At 35.5% G+C, this 23362-nt stretch carries 19 protein-coding genes; 10 read left to right on the top strand and 9 right to left on the bottom strand.

What is annotated here, in order from left to right; translation table 11 throughout:
• The first annotated feature begins 438 nt into the window (after positions 1 to 438).
• Entirely contained in the window at positions 439 to 1884 is a 1446-nt protein-coding gene (sbcB, locus tag Q4496_RS16360; RefSeq protein ID WP_215973380.1) for an exodeoxyribonuclease I, read from the top strand.
• Positions 1885 to 2037: 153 nt separating this feature from the next.
• On the opposite strand, the gene Q4496_RS16355 is transcribed toward sbcB, so the two are convergent.
• From Q4496_RS16355 to Q4496_RS16345, 3 genes are all read right to left on the bottom strand, one after another.
• A complete protein-coding gene (locus tag Q4496_RS16355; RefSeq protein ID WP_215973381.1) occupies positions 2038 to 3399 on the bottom strand; it encodes a sigma-54 dependent transcriptional regulator in 1362 nt (453 codons plus the stop codon).
• Positions 3400 to 3407: 8 nt separating this feature from the next.
• Positions 3408 to 5249 carry an ATP-binding protein gene (locus Q4496_RS16350; RefSeq protein WP_303602901.1) on the bottom strand — a complete coding sequence of 614 codons (1842 nt, stop codon included), beginning with the start codon at positions 5247 to 5249 and terminating at the stop codon, positions 3408 to 3410.
• An 86-nt stretch (positions 5250 to 5335) separates the two neighbouring features.
• A complete protein-coding gene (locus Q4496_RS16345; protein ID WP_215973383.1) occupies positions 5336 to 6391 on the bottom strand; it encodes a porin in 1056 nt (351 codons plus the stop codon).
• A gap of 537 nt (positions 6392 to 6928) precedes the next feature.
• Between Q4496_RS16345 and Q4496_RS16340 the strand changes: the two genes are divergently transcribed.
• Positions 6929 to 8380 (top strand): DASS family sodium-coupled anion symporter, encoded by a 1452-nt coding sequence (locus Q4496_RS16340; protein WP_215973384.1) that lies wholly within the window; start codon positions 6929 to 6931, stop codon positions 8378 to 8380.
• Between the two features lie 106 nt (positions 8381 to 8486).
• Here Q4496_RS16340 and Q4496_RS16335 read toward each other — a convergent pair whose 3' ends face one another.
• The 3 genes from Q4496_RS16335 to Q4496_RS16325 form a co-directional block, all read right to left on the bottom strand.
• Positions 8487 to 9359, bottom strand: coding sequence for an NAD(P)-dependent oxidoreductase (locus Q4496_RS16335; protein WP_303610839.1), 873 nt, complete (start codon positions 9357 to 9359; stop codon positions 8487 to 8489).
• Positions 9360 to 9427: 68 nt separating this feature from the next.
• A complete protein-coding gene (locus tag Q4496_RS16330) occupies positions 9428 to 9799 on the bottom strand; it encodes a HopJ type III effector protein (RefSeq protein ID WP_215973386.1) in 372 nt (123 codons plus the stop codon).
• Between the two features lie 7 nt (positions 9800 to 9806).
• Entirely contained in the window at positions 9807 to 10064 is a 258-nt protein-coding gene (locus Q4496_RS16325) for a DUF2999 family protein (RefSeq protein ID WP_215973387.1), read from the bottom strand.
• Positions 10065 to 10223: 159 nt separating this feature from the next.
• On the opposite strand from Q4496_RS16325, the gene Q4496_RS16320 reads away from it, so the two are divergent.
• Together Q4496_RS16320 and Q4496_RS16315 are read left to right on the top strand one after the other, a co-directional pair.
• Positions 10224 to 10706 (top strand): glutathione peroxidase, encoded by a 483-nt coding sequence (locus Q4496_RS16320; protein ID WP_215973388.1) that lies wholly within the window; start codon positions 10224 to 10226, stop codon positions 10704 to 10706.
• Positions 10707 to 10792: 86 nt separating this feature from the next.
• Entirely contained in the window at positions 10793 to 11173 is a 381-nt protein-coding gene (locus tag Q4496_RS16315) for a MarR family winged helix-turn-helix transcriptional regulator (RefSeq protein ID WP_289847545.1), read from the top strand.
• A gap of 598 nt (positions 11174 to 11771) precedes the next feature.
• Here the strand turns inward: Q4496_RS16315 and Q4496_RS16310 are convergent.
• Complete coding sequence (locus Q4496_RS16310) at positions 11772 to 12725, bottom strand: septation protein IspZ (RefSeq protein WP_303610838.1); 954 nt, start codon at positions 12723 to 12725, stop codon at positions 11772 to 11774.
• 551 nt (positions 12726 to 13276) lie between these two features.
• Here Q4496_RS16310 and Q4496_RS16305 point away from each other — a divergent pair.
• The 6 genes from Q4496_RS16305 (at position 13277) to Q4496_RS16280 (ending at position 21667) form a co-directional block, all read left to right on the top strand.
• A complete protein-coding gene (locus Q4496_RS16305) occupies positions 13277 to 13690 on the top strand; it encodes a LexA family transcriptional regulator (protein WP_215973391.1) in 414 nt (137 codons plus the stop codon).
• Positions 13678 to 14931 (top strand): Y-family DNA polymerase, encoded by a 1254-nt coding sequence (locus tag Q4496_RS16300; protein ID WP_303610837.1) that lies wholly within the window; start codon positions 13678 to 13680, stop codon positions 14929 to 14931. The genes Q4496_RS16305 and Q4496_RS16300 overlap by 13 nt, the downstream gene beginning before the upstream one ends.
• A 36-nt stretch (positions 14932 to 14967) precedes the next feature.
• On the top strand, positions 14968 to 15534 hold the full coding sequence (locus Q4496_RS16295; protein WP_303602896.1) for an SOS response-associated peptidase: 567 nt from the start codon (positions 14968 to 14970) through the stop codon (positions 15532 to 15534).
• Positions 15535 to 16067: 533 nt separating this feature from the next.
• Complete coding sequence (locus Q4496_RS16290; protein WP_303610836.1) at positions 16068 to 17960, top strand: monovalent cation:proton antiporter-2 (CPA2) family protein; 1893 nt, start codon at positions 16068 to 16070, stop codon at positions 17958 to 17960.
• Between the two features lie 424 nt (positions 17961 to 18384).
• Entirely contained in the window at positions 18385 to 20517 is a 2133-nt protein-coding gene (locus Q4496_RS16285) for a TonB-dependent receptor (RefSeq protein ID WP_303610835.1), read from the top strand.
• A gap of 79 nt (positions 20518 to 20596) precedes the next feature.
• Entirely contained in the window at positions 20597 to 21667 is a 1071-nt protein-coding gene (locus Q4496_RS16280; RefSeq protein ID WP_303610834.1) for a PepSY domain-containing protein, read from the top strand.
• A 73-nt stretch (positions 21668 to 21740) separates the two neighbouring features.
• Here the strand turns inward: Q4496_RS16280 and Q4496_RS16275 are convergent, their stop codons facing one another.
• Complete coding sequence (locus tag Q4496_RS16275; protein WP_303602892.1) at positions 21741 to 22163, bottom strand: hypothetical protein; 423 nt, start codon at positions 22161 to 22163, stop codon at positions 21741 to 21743.
• Positions 22164 to 22274: 111 nt separating this feature from the next.
• Entirely contained in the window at positions 22275 to 23036 is a 762-nt protein-coding gene (locus Q4496_RS16270) for an alpha/beta hydrolase (RefSeq protein WP_303602891.1), read from the bottom strand.
• Positions 23037 to 23362: the final 326 nt, after the last annotated feature.

Here is a 23362-nt window from a genome sequence, read left to right as displayed (position 1 = left end):
AGATAACTTATTAAAACAGCCCGTTGATGATTCGTTTTGCCTGAACCCCTTGGAACTGGAGCGCATTGTAGAGATTTATTATATTTGATCAAGCGTTATTTTCATTTTTATTCATTTAAATTGAAAAATAACATCATACGTTTATTATTAACCCATCAACTGTTCACAAAGCAAACAAAACGATGTATATCGGATTAAAGTGATAAAAATAATCTATATTTAACCTCACTGTATTAGTTTGTAATAGCTTAGATTTAGTCACTACATACTCTCCCATGTCTAATTAACACACTAATAAAGAAATAGCTGTTCGTGAACATTTTCAATTCATTGTTGCTTACCATGTCAGCTAAAGCGATAATTAAATTATTAACTACAAAAAGTAATACTGAGTATTAATGCATAATAAAATATTAAAGCATGGAGTAATAACACCAAATGGACGCTAACAAACAACCTACAATTTTGTGGCACGATTACGAGACATGGGGAATTTCACCTGCGTTTGATAAACCTTCTCAGTTTGCTGGTATTCGCACTGATCTTGATTTAAACATTATTGGCGAGCCTGAAATGTTCTATTGTCAGCCTCCTGTAGATTATTTACCCCATCCTGAAGCGTGCTTAGTTACCGGTATTACACCACAAAAAGCACAACAAGCTGGTTTAACTGAGGCTGAATTTGCGAGTCGTATTCATCATTTATTTAGTACACCTAATACCTGTGTGGCCGGTTATAACAATATTCGCTTTGATGACGAAGTAAGCCGCTATTTATTTTATCGCAATTTCTACGACCCTTATGCCCGTGAATGGCAAAATGGTAATAGCCGTTGGGATATTATTGACATGGTGCGAGCTTGTTATGCTTTACGCCCCGAAGGTATCAACTGGCCAACGGTTGAACGTGATGGTGAAGAAGTTGTAAGTTTTCGTCTTGAATTGTTAACAAAAGCCAATGGGATTAATCATGAGTCAGCACATGATGCAATGAGTGATGTTTATGCCACTATTGCTATGGCGAAGTTAATTAAAAATAAACAACCTAAGCTTTATGATTTTATTTTTAACTTAAAAAATAAAAAGCAAGTGGCTGAGCTACTGAATGTGGCTGAGATGACGCCAGTTGTTCATACCTCATCTAAAATATCATCGGCACACGGTTGTACTAGTTGGTTTGCGCCTATTAGTTATCACCCTGTAAATAAAAATGCTGTGATCTGTGTCGATTTAGCGCAAGATATCGAACCATTACTGTTATTAACCAGTGAAGAGATAAAAGCACGCCTATATACACGTTATGATGATTTAGCTCCTGATGAAAAACCTATCCCTGTTAAGTTAATTCACATTAATAAATGCCCTATTGTTGCTCCAGCTAAAACCTTGTTACCTGAGAATGCACAACGTTTAAAAATTCCTCGTGATTTTTGTTTAGAAAATTTAGCAACGTTAAAAAAACATGCTGAATTACGAGATAAATTAAGTGATGTGTTTGCGACGTCAGATTTTGACAATACAGATGTCGATGCAGAACAAGCATTATATGGTGGCAGTTTCTTTAGCCATGGTGATAAAGCGCAAATGGACATTTTACGTGGTTTAACACCTGAGCAATTAGCGAATCATCCATTTCAGTTTCAAGATGAACGTTTAAGTGTATTGCTTTTTCGTTATAGAGCAAGAAACTACCCGTATACTTTATCTACTGAAGAGCAACAAAAATGGCAGCAATATTGCCAAACCAAACTGCAATATGGTGGTAAAGGTATTTTATCACTTGATGAGTTTATGATTAAAATTGAAAACCTTGCTCATGAGCATGAAGAAGATAAAGCTAAAATGTCTGTGCTCAAATCCTTATATGAATTTTTACAAGGATGACAAACGGTAACGGTATTCTTCATTTTTAATCGAGTGTTTTACTTTCATTATTTTGCGCTATCACTTTGATTAATGTACAACATTGCAATTGGCAGAGTAATGAAAGTTACCTGCCAATTGCAAATATGCATAAGTCTGGCTGTACATTAATCACTATTGATATGTTGTTCGTTCTAGCTCATATTTTTTCATTTTATCGTACAAGGTTTTACGAGCTAGTTTAAGCTCTTCCATCGTATCTTTAATACAGCCTTCATTATTAGCTAACGCTTCTTCGATCAGAAACTTTTCAAAAAATTCAACTCGTTTTGTTAATCCCATACCATTATTCATCAAACTAGCGCGGGTATTTTCTTTAAAGTTAAATGCCGCAGATTCACCTAATAAGATGTAACGCTCAGCTAAATTACGTAATTCCCTAACATTGCCTGGCCATTCATAACTTAATAGCTGTGCTTTATGTTCTTGCGAAAGTGGTATTAACTCTTTTTTATAACGAGCTGAAGCTATCCTAGCAAAATGTAAGAATAGTAGTGGAACATCTTCAATACGCTCTCTTAAAGGCGGAATATCTACTTTAACTAAGTTTAAACGATAATATAAATCTTTGCGAAACAGACCTTCTTCACACAACTCTAATAAGTCGACCTTGGTAGCAGCGATAACTCTAACATCGAGCTCTATCCCTTCATTACCACCTAAGCGCACAATTTTACGCTCTTCTAACACTCTTAATAACTTAATTTGCAATGCCATTGGTGTACTTTCTATTTCATCTAAAAATAAAGTACCTCCATTTGCATATTCAAATTTTCCAATACGTTTTTTATCCGCGCCAGTATATGCGCCCTGCTCAGCGCCAAATAACTCACTTTCTATAATATGTTCAGGAATCGCACCACAATTGAGTGCGACAAAGTTACTTTCACGGCGAACGCTGTGATCATGTAAATAACGTGCAACTAATTCTTTTCCAGTTCCGGTTTCACCATCAATTAGAATGTCAGCGGGAGCATCCATCACTTGATTCAGTATATTTCGCATTTGAACGATATTAGCTGAGTTCCCTAGAATTCGAGGGCCTGGTAAACAATGAGTTTCAATTTCTTTTTTTAATTTTCTGTTTTCTAATACTAAAGAGCGATTCTCTAACGCTCGATTTACTGTATCGACAAGGTCATCATTATTAAAAGGTTTTTCAATAAAATCATAAGCACCGTTACGCATTGCTTGTACAGCCATGGATATATCACCAAACCCCGTCAGTAATATAGTTGGAATAGCTAAGTCGATAACTTTAATTTTCTCCATAAGTTGGTGACCATCAACTTTCGGCATATTAATATCACTTATAACAATACCTGCCCAGGTATCACTTAACTGTTCAAGTAATTGGCTTGCTTCTGAAAAAGCTGTTACTTCAAATCCTTGTAATTCAAATAATTGTTCAATAGCACTTCTTATATGCTCTTCATCATCAATCACAAATACTGTTTTTAAACGTTCACTTTCCATATAAATCCTTAATCAACCTGCTTTCGGGGTAAATTAATGGTAAAAATTGCCCCACCATCAGGATGATTACTAACGTTAATTTGGCCTTGCATTGATTCAATAATGCGGTGTGAGATAGATAAGCCTAAACCTAACCCAAAATTATCTTTAGTCGTAAAAAAGGCTTCAAAAACACGATTAATATTATCCACTAAGATTCCAGGACCATTATCTTGTATTTCAATAATAACCCGTGATTCAGTGTTAGAAACAGAAACTCTTATTCGCTTATCTTCTTGCTCACTCAATGCCTGCATTGCATTACTTAATAAATTAACTAGCACTTGTTCAAAACGAATAGTATCACCAAACACAAATGAAGATGTTGCACTCGGTTCACAGGTGAGTTCAACTTTCCCCACTTTAGCTTGATGCTTCACTATACTCATGGCTGCCATTATACTGGTATGAACATTAACTGTGGTTGCTACACCAGTGCTTTTTTTAGAAAAACTATTAAACTGGCTAACAATATCGCTTAACCTATCAACTAACCCAATAATAAGCGTAAGATTATTCTTTACTTTATCTGTCATTCCACGTTCTTGATACGCTAATGCATTTTCAGAATAGCTACGCAATGCTGTTAAAGGTTGGTTAATTTCATGATTAATACTGGCTGACATACTCCCAATAACAGCTAATTTTTCTGATTGAATAAGCTCTTCTTGCATTTTATTCATTTGAATTTGCACTTGTTGTCGCTGCGCTATTTCCTCATGAAGTTTAACATTACTTGCACTTAAATCCGCCGTTCGTACCTCAACCTTCTTTTCAAGTAATTGTTGAGATTCTTTAAGCCTTCGGGCATTTTTATAACGCTCGTTTGAAAAAAGAATTAAAAGTACCAACAATAAATAAGCACTTGTACTTTGTATGATTAATAACTCTCGTTGTTTATTTATTGGTTTTGTTGAACGCCATAAATGCACTTGCCAATTCACGTTTTTCATTAATTTTTGTAAAGCATACACCTGCTCGTTATGCTTATTTGTTTTTATTGCTAATAATTTACTGTCCACTTTTAGTGGAAAATAGTGACTTGACACTTTTGTAACGTTAAGTGGTTTAATTTCTTTATTTGCATATCGTTTACCCGTAATAATACTACGCTGCTTACTCTCAGATAAATCACCAATGGTTTTAAGACGCCATTCAGGCCTGTCTGAAATAAATATCACATCATCTGGTGCAACAATTAAAAAATTAAAACTGTCATGCAATACCGTTTTTTTATAATGATCTTCAATATCGGCAATACTAACTTTTAATGCCACAACCCCAATAACCGTGTTGTTATCCATTACTGGATAAGCGTAATAAAAACCGCGTTTACCACCGCTTAACCCTACGGCATAATAATGTGATAGCTGACCTTTTAACGCATCTTTAAAATAAGGTCTGAATTTAAAATTCATACCAATAAATGTAGTTGATGAAAGCCAATTACTAGCTGCGACTGTAATACCAGATTTATCGATAAGGTAAATATCAGAAGCTTGGGTCATGTGACGTATATCTGCTAGTAACTTATTTAGCCTTTTAACCTTTGAAGGATCGCTAGGGGATAGTAATACTTCTGTTATTAGAGCTTGTTTAGATAGTACTTCGGGGACTGTATCAAAACGACTCAGAATATTCTCTATATAGCTCACTAAGTTATCGAGTTGTTGGCTAGATTCTTGATGTATTTGCTGATAAGCATTACGCATGCCTATCAGCTGTGTTATCTCAATAACCGACAATAATCCCACAACAACCAAGAAGGAAGTAATATAGTTTTTACGTTTTAATTTACCTTGATAGCTCAAAAAAATTACCTTGTTAAAAACTCAATTTACTTTACCAACACAAAATTAACAGATTACTTGTTGTGGAACATTTGACATTTAAGCGATTAAAAATCAAATCTAGCCGCAACTTGTAGCTCCGACATGTTTTCACCTGTTGAAGGTAAACGCGTAGTGTCGTTATCTAATTGTTCAAAAGAAGTCCATAAACTAAAATTCTTCGAAAGATAACGGATATATTCTACTTTAATTGATCTAACATCGCCTTTAATTTCACACGCATTTATCGCATAACGTGCATGAACTTGATTATCACCTTGGCGCCATTTAGCATATAGACCCGCAGTTGAACGTTCTTCATCTATACATGCCGTCACTCCGCCAACATTATCAGTGTTTTTTCTTGATACTAATTTAACATTACCAGAAGAATTTCCACTATATATGTCGAAATCTTCTTCTGCTAATTGATAAAATGCAGACACGGTGATAGTGTCATTTATATCATACCAAGCTCGAACACCATATAAGTTCCCTGTATTATCACCTTGCTGATCTGCGATCAACGCGGCTTGGAGTTTTAATTTTTCATGGTGATATTGTGCTGCTACTTGGTATTGATCAATCGAATCACCATCTTCACCTTCGGTTTGTATTGCAGCGCCAAATTTCCAAGCATCGAATGACTTTTGCCATTGCAACATATCGTCATCGCGAATAGCGCCTTGGCGTAATGAATCTAATGCATCAGAAAAGTAAGCACTACGAACATATTGATGCCATATAATAGTTTGAGAGCCGTAAGTAACAGTACCAAATTTACTTTTTATACCTACATAGGCAAGACGTAAACCAGCACTTTGATTTTGATTAAAGTTAACACCGTCATCACCACGTAAACCGTATTCAACTTTAGCAATACCCGTTAAATCATTTGTTAACTGAGTATTAGCATTTACACCAACTCTACTTAAATAATCTCGACCATTTGCAGCATCATCAGCTGTGCCACTATCAATATAGTCAGCGCCTAAACGCAATGAGCCATAAAACTCACTGTTCACCTCGGCTGCATAGGTATTTAAACTTAAAAGAGAGCAACCAAGTATCAATGTATTTAAACACCAAGTACTATGCTTTTTGTTTACTAAATCGGATTTCATGTATTTCCCCTTGATCTTAAATTAACTTTAAGAAGTTTTTATATTTTTATAAGAGCCAACAAAAAAACTAAATATTTATCAGCCCCCTCTTATGGCAATATTCAGACCAATTAAAAATAAAAGAAAAAACAATTAAAACAAATAAATAACAATAAGTTAGAGGTTGTTTATTTATACAGTGCAAATTAATATGGGTGGAATATCACCCTTGACGATTGATTTTGTATATAGAATTCCCCCCATAACCGTATTTTCATCAAAAGATAAAATTAACGATGCACAGCATAGCCAACACCTCCCTAATAGCCATATCACCTAAACTATTTCTTACTACTCTTATAAATTTTCTTGCTATGTATTCAAGGGCGGTTTTCCACACATAGCTATTAAATCATGGGGGGATTTCAATACATATAATAATTAAAAACAGAGTAAATATAAATAAAATACATATTTAACAATAAGATAAAAACATGGCAACGTCTTTGCTATGTATAAATTAGAATTATTATAAAAAACACTATCGGGAGTGAATTTATGACAGAGATTAAAGACAAAGAAACACCATTACGAATGCTTTTACTAGGACCAGCAATAATGCTGATCACTTTATTAACCCCTTCTCCTTTTGATGGTATGTCTGCTGTAGCATGGCATACTCTAGGACTAACCCTATGGATGGCAATATGGTGGATCTCTGAAGCAACCCCTGTTTCTGTTACCGCATTTTTACCTTTAATTGTTGCACCTATTGTAGGTATAGCCCCAATTAAGTTAACAACCTCTTCTTATGCTCATCCGCTAATATTTCTTTTTCTTGGTGGTTTCTTTATCTCCATTGCGATGGAACGTTGGAATTTACATAGACGAATAGCCTTAAAGGCAATGTCTCTAGCGAGTACTAAACCCAGTCACCAAATTGGTGGCTTAATGTTAGTTACTGCTTTTTTATCTATGTGGATGTCAAATACAGCAACGGCAGTAATGATGTTACCTATAGCACTATCCATTATTGAAATGGTAAAGCAAAAACAAAGTGGTGAAAAACAAGAAAACTTCTCAAAAGCAATGCTTTTAGCTATTGCTTTTTCTGCCAGCATTGGTGGTTTAGCTACATTAATTGGTACACCACCTAATGCGCTTATGGCTGCATATTTAGCTGATAGCTATAACATTGAGATCGGTTTTGCGCAGTGGATGATTGTAGGCGTACCATTAACAGCAGTATTATTATTACTATGCTGGTTAATTCTCACAAAAATATGTTACCAAGTTAACGAAGGTGAACATATTGATACACATGATATGTTTAAAAGTAAATTGAAAGAATTAGGTACAATGAGTAAAGGCGAAAAGTTAGTACTATTTTTCTTTGCGTTTGCAGCTATCAGTTGGATCTTAAGGCCTTTAATCGCCAGTATTACTGGGCTTGCTATATCAGATACCGGTATTGCTATGTTTGTAGCTTTACTGCTTTTTGTTGTCCCCGTTGACCGAAAAAAAGATATACGCATTTTAGCTTGGGAAGACACCAAGAAATTACCTTGGGGCGTACTGTTACTTTTTGGTGGTGGCTTAGCCTTAGCAAGTCTAATTAAACAATCAGGGCTTGCAGACTTTATCGCGATTCAACTTCAAGCAACATCAAACATTCCCCTTATTGCTGCTATTTTGGTTGTTACCGTTACGATATTATTCCTAACTGAGATAACGAGTAATACCGCAACTGCTGCTAGCTTTTTACCTTTATTAGGGCCAATATCAGTTACCTTAACTGATGGACCTATGATGCTAGTTATTCCGGCTGCTTTAGCTGCTAGTTGTGCGTTTATGATGCCAGTAGCAACCCCACCAAATGCAATTGTATTTAGCTCTGGTGAATTACGCATTGCCGATATGGCCCGAGCAGGGTTTTGGCTTAATATCGCCGCTATATTTATGATAGTACTATTAATGTTAACGGCTGTACCTTTAGTGTTTAATCTATAACCTAGCCACTATACACGCTTTGTATCAGCGCCAGATAATTAGTCTGGCGCTGATTTAAAAACTATTCAAGCGGTGTTACCTTTTTATAACATTACTTTCGAAACTGCTACTTTTTGAAACGAGAAATAAGACTTGAGGTGTCCCAACGGTTACCACCCGCGTTTTGAATTTCTTGATAATAACCATCAATTTGTTTAGTGGCGGTTAAATCAGCTCCTAACTTTTCAGCTTCATTAAAGGCGATAGCAAGATCTTTTCTTACCCAATCGACAGCAAAACCAAAATCAAACTCTCCAGCACACATCGTTTTCCCCCGATTATCCATTTGCCAAGAGCCAGCCGCACCTTTGCCAATAGTATCAAGTAACTTATCTGTATCTAAGCCTGCCTTTTTCGCAAAGTTTAAGCCTTCAGCTAAACCTTGAACGGTATTAACAAAACAAATTTGATTCACCATTTTTGCTAACTGGCCTGAGCCAACGGAACCCATTAATTGACTAAAACGGGCAAATGCGCCCATAACGGGTTCAACTTTAGCAAAGACGGTTTCGTCACCACCAACCATCACCGTTAATACGCCATTTTCTGCGCCAGCTTGCCCACCAGAAACAGGCGCATCTAAAAAGTATTGCCCATTTTGTTCAGCAATAGTAGCAAGCTCTACCGCAATTTCTGCTGATGCCGTTGTATGATCAACTAAAATACTACCAGTAGGCATACCAGTGAATATCCCTTGCTCACCAAGAACAACTTGTTTTAAGTCATCATCATTACCAACACAACAAAAAACAATCTCACAATCGTTAGCAGCTTCAGCCGGTGTTTGTGCGAAAGAGCCTGAAAATTCTGCCTGCCATTTTTTAGCTTTTTCTGTTGTTCGGTTATACACACAAACATCATAACCCGCTTTTTGTAAATGCCCTGCCATTGGGTATCCCATTACACCTAAGCCAATAAATGCTACTTTCATTATACTCATCCTTATTGCGTTGTTCTGATTTAACAAAACGGATTTATCAAAAAACTATAAAATATTTAACACGACTTTTAAGCTGACGGTAGAAGCGCTAAAGCAATAGCGTCAAATTTAATACCCTGCCAACCTGTTTTTATAAAATTTCTAATATTACCGTGATCATCACCCAGTGGGTTTTCCAACACATCTTCACGATAATACCGACCAAAACACGCTAATGTTTGTTGCTGATTTAGCTCATTTAATTGCGCAAAATAAAATATTTTACATGAACCTTCATTGGTGCCCGCTTGATTAACAAGCTCACCATTAGTGAAAGACGTTGGTTGATAATTATAACTGTCTTTAATAACTTGCATTACTTGCTCAAATTCAACAGTGGCTGATTGTTGTTTAATTTGCGTTAGTAATGCTGACAAACTATTAGTATTATTTTCTTGCATAATGATCCTACAAACCTTCTTTCAGTTTAGCTTTTGCTGCTTCAACTTTTGAAAAGTCTAAACCTAGCTCTTCTACAGCCTCCTGAATCAAGCTTGGTTGAGTCATCACAACCCCCATAATAGCTTGTAGTTTTTCAGGTGGAATACCTAATTGTTGAATAATCCCCATAGCCATTAAAGGGTTTTCTGTTAACGCTTCAAAAAGCTCATTGATTTTTTGTTCACTAACATTTTCTTCTTTTAACATTTGAATAATTGGATTCATTTTTATTTTCCGACTTTTGTAAGGTAATTAATTTTTATGGCTGAAGTTTACCCTTTTTTGCAATTAAAATAAAAACAATATAGAGTATGCAAAATTAAATTGTGCACAATTTAATTTAAAATAAACAAACTAACCATAAAATAAGCCTAAGGAATAAGCATGAATAACGACATATACCAATTTTCGGCTAACAATAATGCTGGTGAAGAAATTCAATTATCAACTTATAAAAACAAAGTCATGTTAATTGTGAATACCGCGAGTGACTGTGGGTTTACCCCACAATATGAAGGCTTACAAAATCTTTATCAAAAGCACCAAAGCCAAGGTTTAGAAGTACTTGCCTTTCCTTGTAACCAATTTAAGCAGCAAGAAAAAGGCGATAATGAAGCAATAAAGCAGTTTTGTGATTTACGTTTTAATATTAAATTTCCTTTATTTAGCAAAATTGATGTGAATGGCGATAATACTCACCCACTATTTAACTTTTTAAAATCTGAAGCACCAGGCGTACTAGGCTCTAAGCGTATCAAATGGAATTTCACTAAGTTTTTAGTTAATAAAGAAGGCAAAGTAATTAAACGTTATGCACCAACAACTAAACCTGCAGCAATAGAATCTGACATTGAAAAGCTTCTATAAACCCTAGGTAAGTATCTATGAATGAAGATGAAAGTTTAAAACTAGAAAATCAATTTTGCTTTCGGCTTTATAGCCTGAGCAAACTAATGAACCGCCATTATAGTCCAGTATTAAAAAAGCTAGGACTAACATACTCGCAGTATTTAGTGATGTTAGTTTTATGGGAAACTAATAATACTAAAGCAACCACTTCAGTTAAGCAGTTAGGTGAAAAACTTGATTTAGACTCTGGTACCTTGTCACCATTATTAAAACGCTTAGAGAAGCAAAATCTAGTGACACGCGTTCGTAATAAAGCAGATGAACGCAGTGTTGAAATAAAGCTGACTAACATTGGCTGTGAATTAAAAATGCAAGCTAAAAACATTCCTACGCAAATGTTTTCTGTAACAGGAATGTCGGTACAAGCGTTACAAGCAATGAATAAACAACTCGATAATTTATTAGCGAATATGAATACCAAATAATTCCTACAACCATATTAACTTCTTAACGTGGTTGTAGGAAATAATTATCGTTTATGGCTGCATTAAGCTCTACAAAAGTAGATGATATTAAAGCTTCAAGTTGAAAAGAGTTAAATCGGATTTATTGCCGTAACCTATGAATTATTTATGGCAGAAGCTGATATTGCTAAATAACCTGAGATCGGCTTAATATATTCTTCTCTAACAGCTACTTTTACTTGCTTCATCGTTAAATTTTATTAGTAACTATTTCAATGGATTAAAAACATCTTAAACCGAGTTCAGGTTAAGTACTTAGTCAGAGCTTTCATTGAGTTTATCATGATATTTTCCTTAATATTTAAAATGTTATTCTCTAATGAAACCCGAATTTCAATACTTTATTTTGTATTACTAAAGTGATCATATCCATAGTCATTTCATGTTGAGTGATAATGCTAGGGTTAGTTAAATTGGAGGTAATAGTATTATCCATTTAATAGATACGATAGCTTGGTTACCCATATTTATTTGTATGAAATTTCCAAATATAAATTAAGAGGTAATAAATACCACACAAATATCGACGTTTAACATTCGTTTATTTCATTTTCGCGTCCTAGGCTAGCTTTTTTCCTGCACGCCAAACGAGAATAAAAAACATCACGAGATAAATCGGTGTTTCAACAAAGGTGTCATAGGTGAGCCACTGATCTTCGGTTAGTTGACTTGCAACACTATAATTCAATCCTGCCATACATAGACCAATCAATGCTAAACCTAGGACAAAGTATCTATGTTGAATAGGGGAATTTAAGTACCTCTCAAAACGGGTTCCAAAGTAACCACCTTTATTAAACACTCCGTCTATTATAAGGGCTGATGCACTGAGTAATCCCATAAACGTCCCCTTGAGTTGAACTAAATACTCACTTTGAAAGGCGATGGAGAATATTGCTGATATTAAAAGCATTATCGTTCCAAATACTGCGAATCCACCTAGTAAGTCGACTTTTACAAAGCGTTGGGCAACCACGAGTGCTAACCCTAAAACAACGCCCGTAAATGCTGCTATAGTTAAGTCTCCTGTTACTTTTGCTACGATAAAAAATGCAGCGCCAGTGCCTATATCAGCGAAAATAGAAGGTTTGTTTTTTTGCCATTTTTCACTTTGAAGCTTTCTTTGATCATTTGCCTCTATTGAATTGTGAGAAACACCTAAATTTTTAAGTTTATTAGTTGCAAAGTGAATGTCTTTGCCTGGGTGACTTTCGTAAATTAAGCTGCTACCTTCCCTAACTTCGATACCAACATTCAACCAACTAAAGTAGCCAACTGAAACCTGTAATTCTTTAGCTTGATTATTGGTTTGATTATTGGCTTGGTTGGTAGGTTGAAACTTATGCACAACCACTTTGAAATCACCATCAAATAAATGAGAGCATTTGTCTACGAGTGTTCCATTATAAAAAAGCTCTGACGTATAAGTTTTAAGTGAAAAAGAGTATCTCACTTCATAATTGTTACCGTCATAGTGAAAAGGTCTTTTAAAAGTCCATAAACGCATAGTCATCCTGATTATTCCTATTTTTAATATTTTCTAAATTTATAACTTCGCTAACGTCATTCAAATATATATTTGACCAAAAATTTTGACAGAAAGAAGTAAGCTCTTCTATATACTTAGCGGTCTTTTTAATTCTTTATAAATCAGCTCCCCATCTTCGACAGAAAACTTTCCTTTAATTGCTATTAATATCCCATAATTACAAACTGTTAGGAAACATATATTTAAAATTATTGCGATACCTTGGATATTACTGAAAAGTACCAGTAATATCCATTATGAAATTCAATGATACTTGCTCTTATCTTGGTTTGCTGTTGTTAACGTTTCTATTCTTTTTATATAAGAATTAATAGTCTCAGTCGCTAAAATTTAAATAAACAGATTTTTCAACTACTTATTTTGTAAGATTCAATAATAGTAGAATCTAAACAATATGGTGAGAGACTGATTACCAGATAACTATGCACTTTAGGCGAGTTATAATTGATATATTTACCTTTATATATTTAAATAAATCGATATACTGTACAAATAAACAGTAAAGTGATTTATTTATGAAAATAATACCTATTTATATTGAAGCAGGTGTATCAAGTTTTGAGTCTCCTGCTGCAGAATATAAAGAATTAAATTTATCTTTAGAGGAGTTATTACTTCAACACCCTAATGCGACATTTTTTGGCTTGGCTAATGGTAGATCAATGGAAGGAAGGGGAATATTTAATGGCGATGTTCTTGTTGTTGATAGAGCTGAACATATAAGTAATGGCGCTGTTATTGTTGCTAACTTTAACGGATGCTTTGTATGCAAAATTATTGATACGGATAAGGCACTTTTATTATCTGCATCCGATGAACATAAAGCCATTAAAATAACAGCATCAGATGATTTTCAGATAGAAGGTGTAGTAACAGTATCTTTTAGATTGCATAAGAAATTACCCACATTATTATCATGTTTGGCTTAGTTGATGCCGTTTCATTCTATGCTCGTGCGGAAAAAGTATTTGATCCGAGCATCAGACATAAACCTGTTGTCGTCTTAACTAATAACGATGGCTGTATCTGTGCCGTTTGTCCTTTGGCACGGCAGCTTGGTGTACCTAAGTTCATACCTTATTTTAAAATTAAAGATTTTTTAGAAAAGCATAACGTTGTTGTTCGCTCTTCAAACTATGAACTTTATGCGGATTTAAGTGAGCGAATGATGAACGTTATCGCTCGATTTTCTGATAATCACTACATTTATTCTATCGATGAGTCTTTTTTACATTTCAAAAACTTTAGCTGTATCGATGATTGGCACCAATACGGGCATGTAATACGTAAGGCTGTTTGGCGGGAGACACGCTTACCTGTTGGTGTTGGCTTTGGATCAACGCTAACACTAGCTAAAGCGGCTAACCATGCGTCAAAAAAATTATCGGGCTTTGATGGTGTTGCTGTTATTGACGATGCTAACTCTCGTAAAGATATACTCTCTCGTATGTCACTCACGGATGTATGGGGTATTGGTAACAAGCTTGGTAGGCGGTTAAGTTTATTAGGGCTTAAAACTGGTTGGGATTTAGCCAATCAATCAGCTAAAGTAATGCGTAGCCAATTTAGTGTAGCCGTTGAACGCACCGTAAATGAATTAAATGGCATGCCGTGTTTACAATGGGATGAAATAGGGCAAGATAAACAAGAGATATTTTCTACCCGCAGCTTTGGGCAGCGAGTTACTGATGAGCATGTACTTAAAGCTGCACTAGCAAGTCATGCGAGTATTGTCGTAACAAAAGTAAGAAGGCAAGGGTCTTTAATTAAACGGTTAGTTATCTTTGCATCAAGCTCGCCACATGACGATAACTATTATAAGAAGTCCTTTGTTTATGAATTTCCTGTCGCTACGGACAACACTTTAAAAGTCGTGGGTGCTATTTCTTTCGTATTTGATAATATTTATACACAAGGCGTAGCGTTTTATCGCTGTGGCGTAGGTGGTATTGCATTAGAAAACAGCCAATTTCAGCAACAAGATTTATTTACGCTAGGTATAAATAATCCACCATTAATGAAGTGCTATGACCAAGTAAATCATCGTTATGGTCGAGGAACCGTTGAAGTAGCTGTTGCGGAGAAAAATGATAAATGGGCAATGAAACGTAACTTTCTCTCACCCAGTTACACCAGTAAATGGTCAGATATCCCTAAAATACTATGTTAATAGCGTTTTGGTTAAAATAAGAATGTTGAGGTCAGTATGTGTGGTCGGTTTAGTGTAAACAACAATTTAACACCAATAGTGAGCGAGCTATTTAATACGCATTACAGCGTAGAAACGAATGCTGATTTGCGTCCAAGCCAATCGGTAGCCACAATAGTTCATAGTGGATCAAGCTATCAACAAGTAAATGCCTTATGGGGTATTCAGCCTAACTGGTCAAAAAAATTAATTATTAATGCTCAATCTGAAACGGTAGCGATCAAGCCAACTTTTAAGGAAGCATTCCAAAACCAGAGGTGTTTAGTGCCTTGCAACGGTTGGTTTGAATGGAGAACAGAAGATGGCAAAAAGGTTAAATATTTATTTGAACACGCGAATAAAATGCCCTTATATATGGCTGGTATATTATTTCAACGTGAGCATACTGAGCTAGTCACGTTAACCACTCAGCCCAATACTCAATGTGGTCAATACCATAAACGTATGCCTGTTTTAGTACTATCAAAAGATAAAGATTATTGGTTCAATTCTCCAGTTCATGAGCTTGAACCATTATTACAACATGTGGAAGATAGGGTTATTAGTATTCAACGAACGGATTAAAACTAGAGCATAATTATTGTTAATTGGCATAGTTTCACCTACCCTCTTCTCTTCTAAATAAGTATAGAGCCTTCGATTTTATCGGGTACAGATTAGGCTACAAATTTTACAGTTAACAACTTTACGGAGTATAATGATTTTTTCAGATATCCAGTCATAAACCTTTGCGTTATTTGGGTCATTAAGATCCTAAAGCTAACCTAATACAAATTGAAGTAGTCCCTAAAACACTATATAAAAGTTTACATGACATTAATTTCTTCTACATTCATGAAAATATGCAAGAGCGCATTTTTTACTGTGATGATTTCGTGTACTTTTTATAACACTAAGTTTATTTAATTAATGCTTTATAGTAAAAATAAAAATATCTAGATAATACCCGTTTCATATAACAAGTGACCACATTATTTTATGAGAAGGTATATACCAAGTCCATTAAGTTAGTTCCCACTCAGAGCTTGCTAGGGGTATTACATCATCATAAAAATACTGATACGTAATTTTTGTTAAAACAATAAGAAGAGAAACCTATGTTAGAAATGGCAGTCATCTATTTAGCCGCAGCCATAGTCGCTGTCCCCATTGCCAAACGTTTAGGCTTAGGCTCCGTGCTTGGCTATCTCATTGCTGGCATTATTATTGGCCCTTTTGCTTTTGGACTTGTTGGCGACCAAACTGACGTGATGCATTTTGCAGAATTTGGTGTAGTTATGATGTTATTTTTAGTCGGTTTAGAGCTACAACCTTCAAGACTATGGAAATTAAGACACTCCATTATGGGTTTAGGTGGATTACAAGTTTTACTGACTAGCGCACTGTTTTTTGCTATTGGTTATTTTATATTAAATTTACGCTGGGAAACTTCATTAGCCATAGGGCTTATGCTGGCATTATCATCTACTGCTATTGTATTACAAACCTTAACCGAAAAAGGTTGGATAAAACAAGAAGCCGGCCAAAACGCTTTCTCTGTACTGTTATTTCAAGATATAGCGGTTATTCCAATTCTAGCTTTATTGCCACTGCTCGCTTTTACCCAAATAGGTAACGTTGACGTTGCCTCAAGCCATGGAAACTTAATAGAGCACTTTCCTGTTTACGCACAAGTATTAATATCACTAGCGACCATTGCTGCAATAGTATTTGCAGGCAAGTACATTTCGACACCACTATTTCGTTACATAGCAGAGACACGTTTACGCGAGCTATTTACCCTTTTCGCTTTGTTTTTAGTGATTGTTATTGCTGTCATTATGAAAAAAATTGGTTTGTCTTCTGCTTTAGGCACATTTTTAGCCGGTGTTGTCTTAGCAGAAAGTGAATTTAGACACGAATTAGAAGTTGATATCGAGCCTTTTAAAGGGCTATTACTTGGCTTATTTTTTATTACCGTGGGTGCATCAATTGATTTCCCGTTATTAATAGCACAGTTTAGTAATGTTATGCTCTTTGTCGTTGGGTTAATTGCCATTAAAGCGCTCGTTTTATATATCCTTGCTTACGTATTTAAAATGAAAAGCAAACAACAATTACTGTTTACTCTAGCGTTAGCACAAGGAGGTGAATTTGCCTTTGTATTGTTATCACTAACCAGCACACTACAAATTCTCAGCGTAGAACAAACAAAACTCACCACGTTGGTTGTCGCTATATCAATGCTAATGGCTCCCTTGTTATTGATGTTTTATGACAAAGTTATCAACCGCGAAGATAACTCACAAAAATCGTTCGATAAGCCTGAACAAATAGAAGCGACTAAAAATGTCATCATTGCCGGCTACGGCCGTTTTGGTCAAGTTATTGGTCGTTTATTAACAGCACAGGGATATCACTTATCCATTCTTGACCATAGTCCTAGCCAAATAGAATTATTAAGGCGCTTTGGTAATAAAGTCTTTTATGGTGACGCTGCACGTTTAGACTTACTAACCGCTTCTGGTGCAAATGGAGCACAATTATTGGTTATCGCCATTGATGATGCTGACAAAGTACTTCAAATAGCAACAATGGCCAAAAAATACTATCCTCACCTAAAAATTGTCGCACGAGCAATTGATCGCCGCCATGCTTACCAATTAATGCATCTTGGTATTGAGACATTTAAGCGTGAAACTTTTGATTCAGCGCTTAACTTAGGTGTTGAAGCCCTCACCCTCTTAGGTAATGATCAGGCCGATGCCAAGCGAGCAGGTGAAATATTTGCTAAACATGACAATGAATCATTAACTGCACTCGCTGATTTATGGGGCGATGACCATAGTTATGGGGTCGCAGTAAAGCAACGCACTGAAGACTTACAACAAGTATTAAACAACGATAAATCAGAACAAGATAGGTTAAATACTTGCCGTAAAAGTAACGGCAGCACTTGTGATGACATAGAAGAAAGCACTTCAACAACGCCGGTGAATACCTCTAATTAAGTACGTAAAAAATACAGGTAAGCTTTAGCTGTATTTAAAAATTACCTGTATTAACTTCAGATGAAACCAAGTAATAAATAGACGTTCACTATTACGTTTTTAAAGGCCCTGCTCTGACGAAGTAGTCTTTGTAAAACTCTGCGACTTACAATAACTGCTAGACAAAAGCTGACATTAACTTTTTATTTTCTGAGGCCAGTTAGAGTCTAGTAAAATCATTAATTTTATATTAAAAAACCCTCATACAACTTATCTCAAGTATCACTCATCTACTGAGATTATTTATAAGGTGACTTATTTAATAATATTCTATTTTTAAATAAATAAATTGTAATGAGAACGATTTTTATTTATATTCCTTTCGTTATTTATTTTCAAACTAATAGTTCTTTATAATATTCTACTTAATTTTGATGGATACCCTATGAAATTACAATTATCACTCGTTAGCTGCGCCATTATTTCTTGCTTTAATTTCTCAAGCCATGTACTCGCCGACGACATCAAAGATACATCACCCACTTCAAGAGATGTTGATGAAGTCGTCGTCATTACCGCATCTCGTGTAGAGAAACCACTTAGCCAAATTCCAAACACTATAACTGTTATTGATACTGAAGAGTTAGAGCAGCAGTTGTCTATTCAGCATGATATTTCAACGGTATTAGGAAATTTAGTCCCAAGCTTCTCTCCAAGCAGACAAAAGATGAGCGGTTCAGGTGAAACTATGCGAGGCCGTAGTCCTCTATATCTAATTGATGGTGTGCCACAATCGAATCCATTACGAGATGGTGGTCGAGATGGGCATACTATAGATCCATTTTTATTAGAAAGAATTGAGGTGTTGCACGGAGCTAATGCTATCCATGGATTAGGTGCTGCTGGTGGTATTATTAATTTAATTACCCGTAAACCCACTAAAGAATTTGAGCAAAAGATAAAGATTGATACTCAATTCCAACCGGAAGATATAGGGGAAAGTGCAAGCTTTGGGATAAGTTATAGTTTAGCCAATCGGTGGAAAAATTCTGATTTATTAATGGCATTTACATTACGTGATACTGGCATGGCCTATGATGCAGATGGTGAAATAGTTGGCGTAGATAATACCCAAGGTGACACTATGGATACTTCTACCTTTGATGGTTTTATTAAGGCTGGTTATGAATGGGAGGATAGTCGTGTTGAATTGATGGTTAATCAATATCAAATTAAAGGTAATAATAGTTGGGTATCTGTTGCTGGCGATGTAGATGCTGATATACCCAGTACGGCTGTCAAAGGTGACATAATTGGTGATCCAGCTAAAAACAAAGCGACAACCGCAAGTATCAATTATTCAAAACAAGACTTTTTAGGTCAAAGTTTATCTATTAAGGTCTTTCATCAAGACTTTGCTGCTACTTACGGTGCTCAAGTAAGTCCAATTGCAACTTTTCAAGACGCTGAATATGGAGAAAACTTAATTGATCAGTCTCAAAATAATTCTGAAAAGACGGGAATGAAAGTTACTTTTGTCAATGATGAACTAATGCAGTTACCAATAAGTTTAGTGTATGGTTTTGACATACTACAAGATCAAACATGGCAAGCATTAGTGCAAACAGGCCGAACTTGGGTACCCGAGACACAATACATTAATTATGCTCCGTATGCTCAAGTAGAATACTCAGGTATAACAGCATTGAATATCACTGCTGGTGTGCGTCATGAGGTAGCTAAACTAGATGTTGATGACTTTACTACTTTAGCTTCTTACGGCAGCCAATTTGTTGAGGGCGGTTCACCAGAATTCTCTGAAACGTTAATCAATTTAGGAGGTACCTACAAATTAAATGATAACTGGCGTGTATTTGCTAATTATGCTGAAGCATTTTCAATGCCCGATGTAGGTCGTGTATTACGTGGCATTAATATACCTAACCAAAGTGTCGAGTTCTTTTTAGATTTAAAGCCTATTCTTACTGAGAATACAGAACTAGGTCTTGAATATAGAGGTAATGACATACAAGCGCAATTAACTTATTACACTTCAGAAAGCGATTTTGGTCAACGTTTAGAGCCTGATGAAGATGGTATTTACTCTGTTAAACGAGAGATGACAGAAGTAGATGGTTTTGAGTTTAGTGCCGATTGGGCATTTTCATTAACAGATAGTTTAGGCTTACGTTATGCAAACTCTGATGGTCGTTATGATTCTGATGAAAATGGTAGTGTAGACAGCGACCTAGGGGGCTCAGATATTTCGCCTGATCGTATTAATATTAGTTGGGATAGCGACTGGAATGATATTTTGACAACACGTTTGCAAGTGAACCATTTATTAGATCGAAAACAACGAAATAGTGATAATGACATTGTGAATGAATTTGACGGTTACACTACCGTTGATTTCAGTGCGAATATTGCTGTATTTTCGGGACAAGTAACACTCGCTATTCAAAACTTAACGAATACAGATTATTACTCTTACTATTCTCAATCTAACCCTAATGATTTACGTAATTTTAAAGGGATCGGACGTTCATTTTCGGCAGCATATCAAATAAGCTTTTAATCACTAAAATCGTTAATATATTATTTGTATAAACAAGGCTTCTTAATTGGAGCCTTAATTCCTTTATTTTAGAGAAATCATGAAACTAGCAACTGGTTTAAAACTTAAATTCTGGCATAGATGGTTAGGAATCATAGCCATGCTCCCCTTAATACTATCAGCAGTTACTGGCATCGGATTAACATATAAAAACAAACTAATAGAGCTATTTGTTAGCCAGCAGGGAGAGTTGCCCAAAGATTATCAAGTTGGAATGATTGTGAAGCAATTTGATCAAGTAGTAAGCATAGCCCAAAAATATGCTATCAAACGTATTAAAGCGCCAAATATTGATCAACCTTATTGGACTATAACCGAAATTAATGATCATCATACTTTACTTAATATTGAGACATTAGCCCCTTTCAACAATAATTTGTGGTTGATGGACACTTTACATTTTTTTCATAAAATACATGTTGAATTACTAACAGGAGGTATTGGTAAGTGGCTACTATTTTTCAGTTCCATTATTGCTGTAGTCTTAACCTTATCAGGAATATATCTCTGGTGGCCTGGCCGTAAAGGGTTTCGCTGGCGCTTTGTTAAAGTTACTCCATGGACAGGCCGTAAAGCAGCGACCTTACTGCAATTTCATCGACACAGTGGGATAGTTTTTACTCCAACGTTATTTATCATTGTATTTACTGGGGCTGTAATGATGTGGCAAAAACAAATTAGTCCTATATTGCCTCCATTACAAGTACTACCAAGTATTGAAATATCTGCTAACACGAACCCTAATACACCAAGCAAGGCGTTAGCTTTAGCATTGATACAGGTACCTGATGGTTGGCCGACATTTTTACAAATACCTGACTTAGATAAAGTCAATAAATATAGTTTTTATCGATTCAGATTTCAGCTAAATAACGAATGGCACCCTAATGGCCGTACCTCTGTTAATGTATATCCACAACAAAATAAAATGATAATGTCGCAGCGTTCAGACACCCTACCATGGCAATACCGATTAATAAATCAATCATATCCATTGCACAGCGGCTATGGCATGCATTGGCTCTATGTATTATTGGTATTGTTTTCGGGGTGGTATTTATTATGGCTAAATATCAGCGGCGGATTAAATTATTTATACCGGAGCAAATAATCGCTAAATTATTCTAACAAATGCACACATCAACCTTGGTAATGTCTGGGACTATAGCTAGAAACTCACTGTACTATTTACGATACTCATATTTTACTTTTAAACCGGCGCTTTTCCTACCATTGGGGTTAATGTAGCGAGCTTTATAAAGATCAGAAATACTAATAATTAATTCTGTATTACTAACCCAGCGTACTTCAAGTCCCGTTTCTTCGGGACGACCATCAAAGGTAAATAGATTTTCTGCGGTTAATTCGGGGTTATCGCTTTTTACATCAACACCACCAAAGAAATCTGTTGTGGCTCCGCCACAATCGCCAATCGATATTTCAGCTACTTGTTTTCCGTCAGGAGAAGTTACAGATTTTACTACTTCATGATAGCAAGTAGATTCACAACCTTTGAGAAAAAATGAAAAAACAGCCCAAAGAACTAATAATATCCAAAAGGAATAGCCACCAAAATTAAATAGGACTTTCTTAATCGTAGAACTCATCAACTCTCCATGAACAACAAACACTTAAAATAATAGGCAAAAATGTTTGCTAAAATAAGCAACGAAACAGCAAAATAACTGTTTTTTGTCTTTTTGAGTGCCTTATTAGATTTATGGGTGCACCAACATACTGTTTGCTACTTTAACAATTTCGTTTGTTGCTTGTATATATGTATTTGAATGACCACCGTTATTAACTATATGTAGCGAGACATTGCCACCATAACTCCAATTTTGTTGTAATTGACTTAAAGGTGTTTGTGAGTCCTTAGTACCTTGAAAAATACTAACAGGAATTGCTTTTAATAAAGAAAGAGGTTCGCTTAAGTCATAGTCTTTTGAAAGCAAGTGCTCTATTGGCAAAATTCTCAGTGGGCTTAAATACCACTTTGAATTTAAGTAGTTATTAACTGCAACCGATAATGACGGAGCAACAGCTTCTATAATGAGTCCTGATACTTTATTTTCTTCTATAGAGTGTGCTGCAACAGTTGCTCCTAAAGAGCGGCCATAAACAATTGTTTTTTCGGGAGGACAATTTAACGAAATAGTTGTCATTGCATCAGTAATTAACCTTATTAAAGATGCAATATTATCTACTCGACCTATAGCTCCATCTTGTCCCGAATACGAAATAGAGAACACCTTGAAGTTATTATTTTGGAAAGCTCTAAAAAGTGTTTCTTCGTATTTTTTTATCCCTCCGTGACGTCCAGGAAAAAATACAATACATTGATCTTCAGATTGCCCGTACTCACGAACAAGTAATTCATTGTTGAATGAATCGTAAAACTTCAATGTGTGTAGCTCTTCTGTTGTAGAAGTTAAAATAATATTTGGAAATAAATAGCGTGGCATCTGCTCGTACAGCAAATATGCTCCTATAGAAAAGTAGGCACAAATGAGAAGGCTACATATTAAAAAGGTTCGATACACTTGATTACCTTGAATAAACCTAACGTCTCAAATAAAGGCTAAAATTGTTGGCCAAAATAGCGAAGCACAAGTTAACTAGCACACTCGCTTATAGAATATATCAGAGCAAAACAATAAAGTGAAAGTACTTAAGTTCGACTTGATTTATGGAGAGCGTCAATATATGTCCTTGTTAATTGGTTAATTGCAAGCTCTGAAACGTTGCTAAGTTCTTAACTAAAAACGAAGGCGAGCTATAATTTAGTCCTTAATTTTAAATAAAA

This window comes from Colwellia sp. 5_MG-2023, assembly GCF_030547795.1.
Taxonomy (GTDB): Bacteria; Pseudomonadota; Gammaproteobacteria; order Enterobacterales; family Alteromonadaceae; genus Colwellia.
Note: the sequence above shows the minus strand (reverse complement) of the source record. Positions and strands in the feature narration are given on the sequence as shown.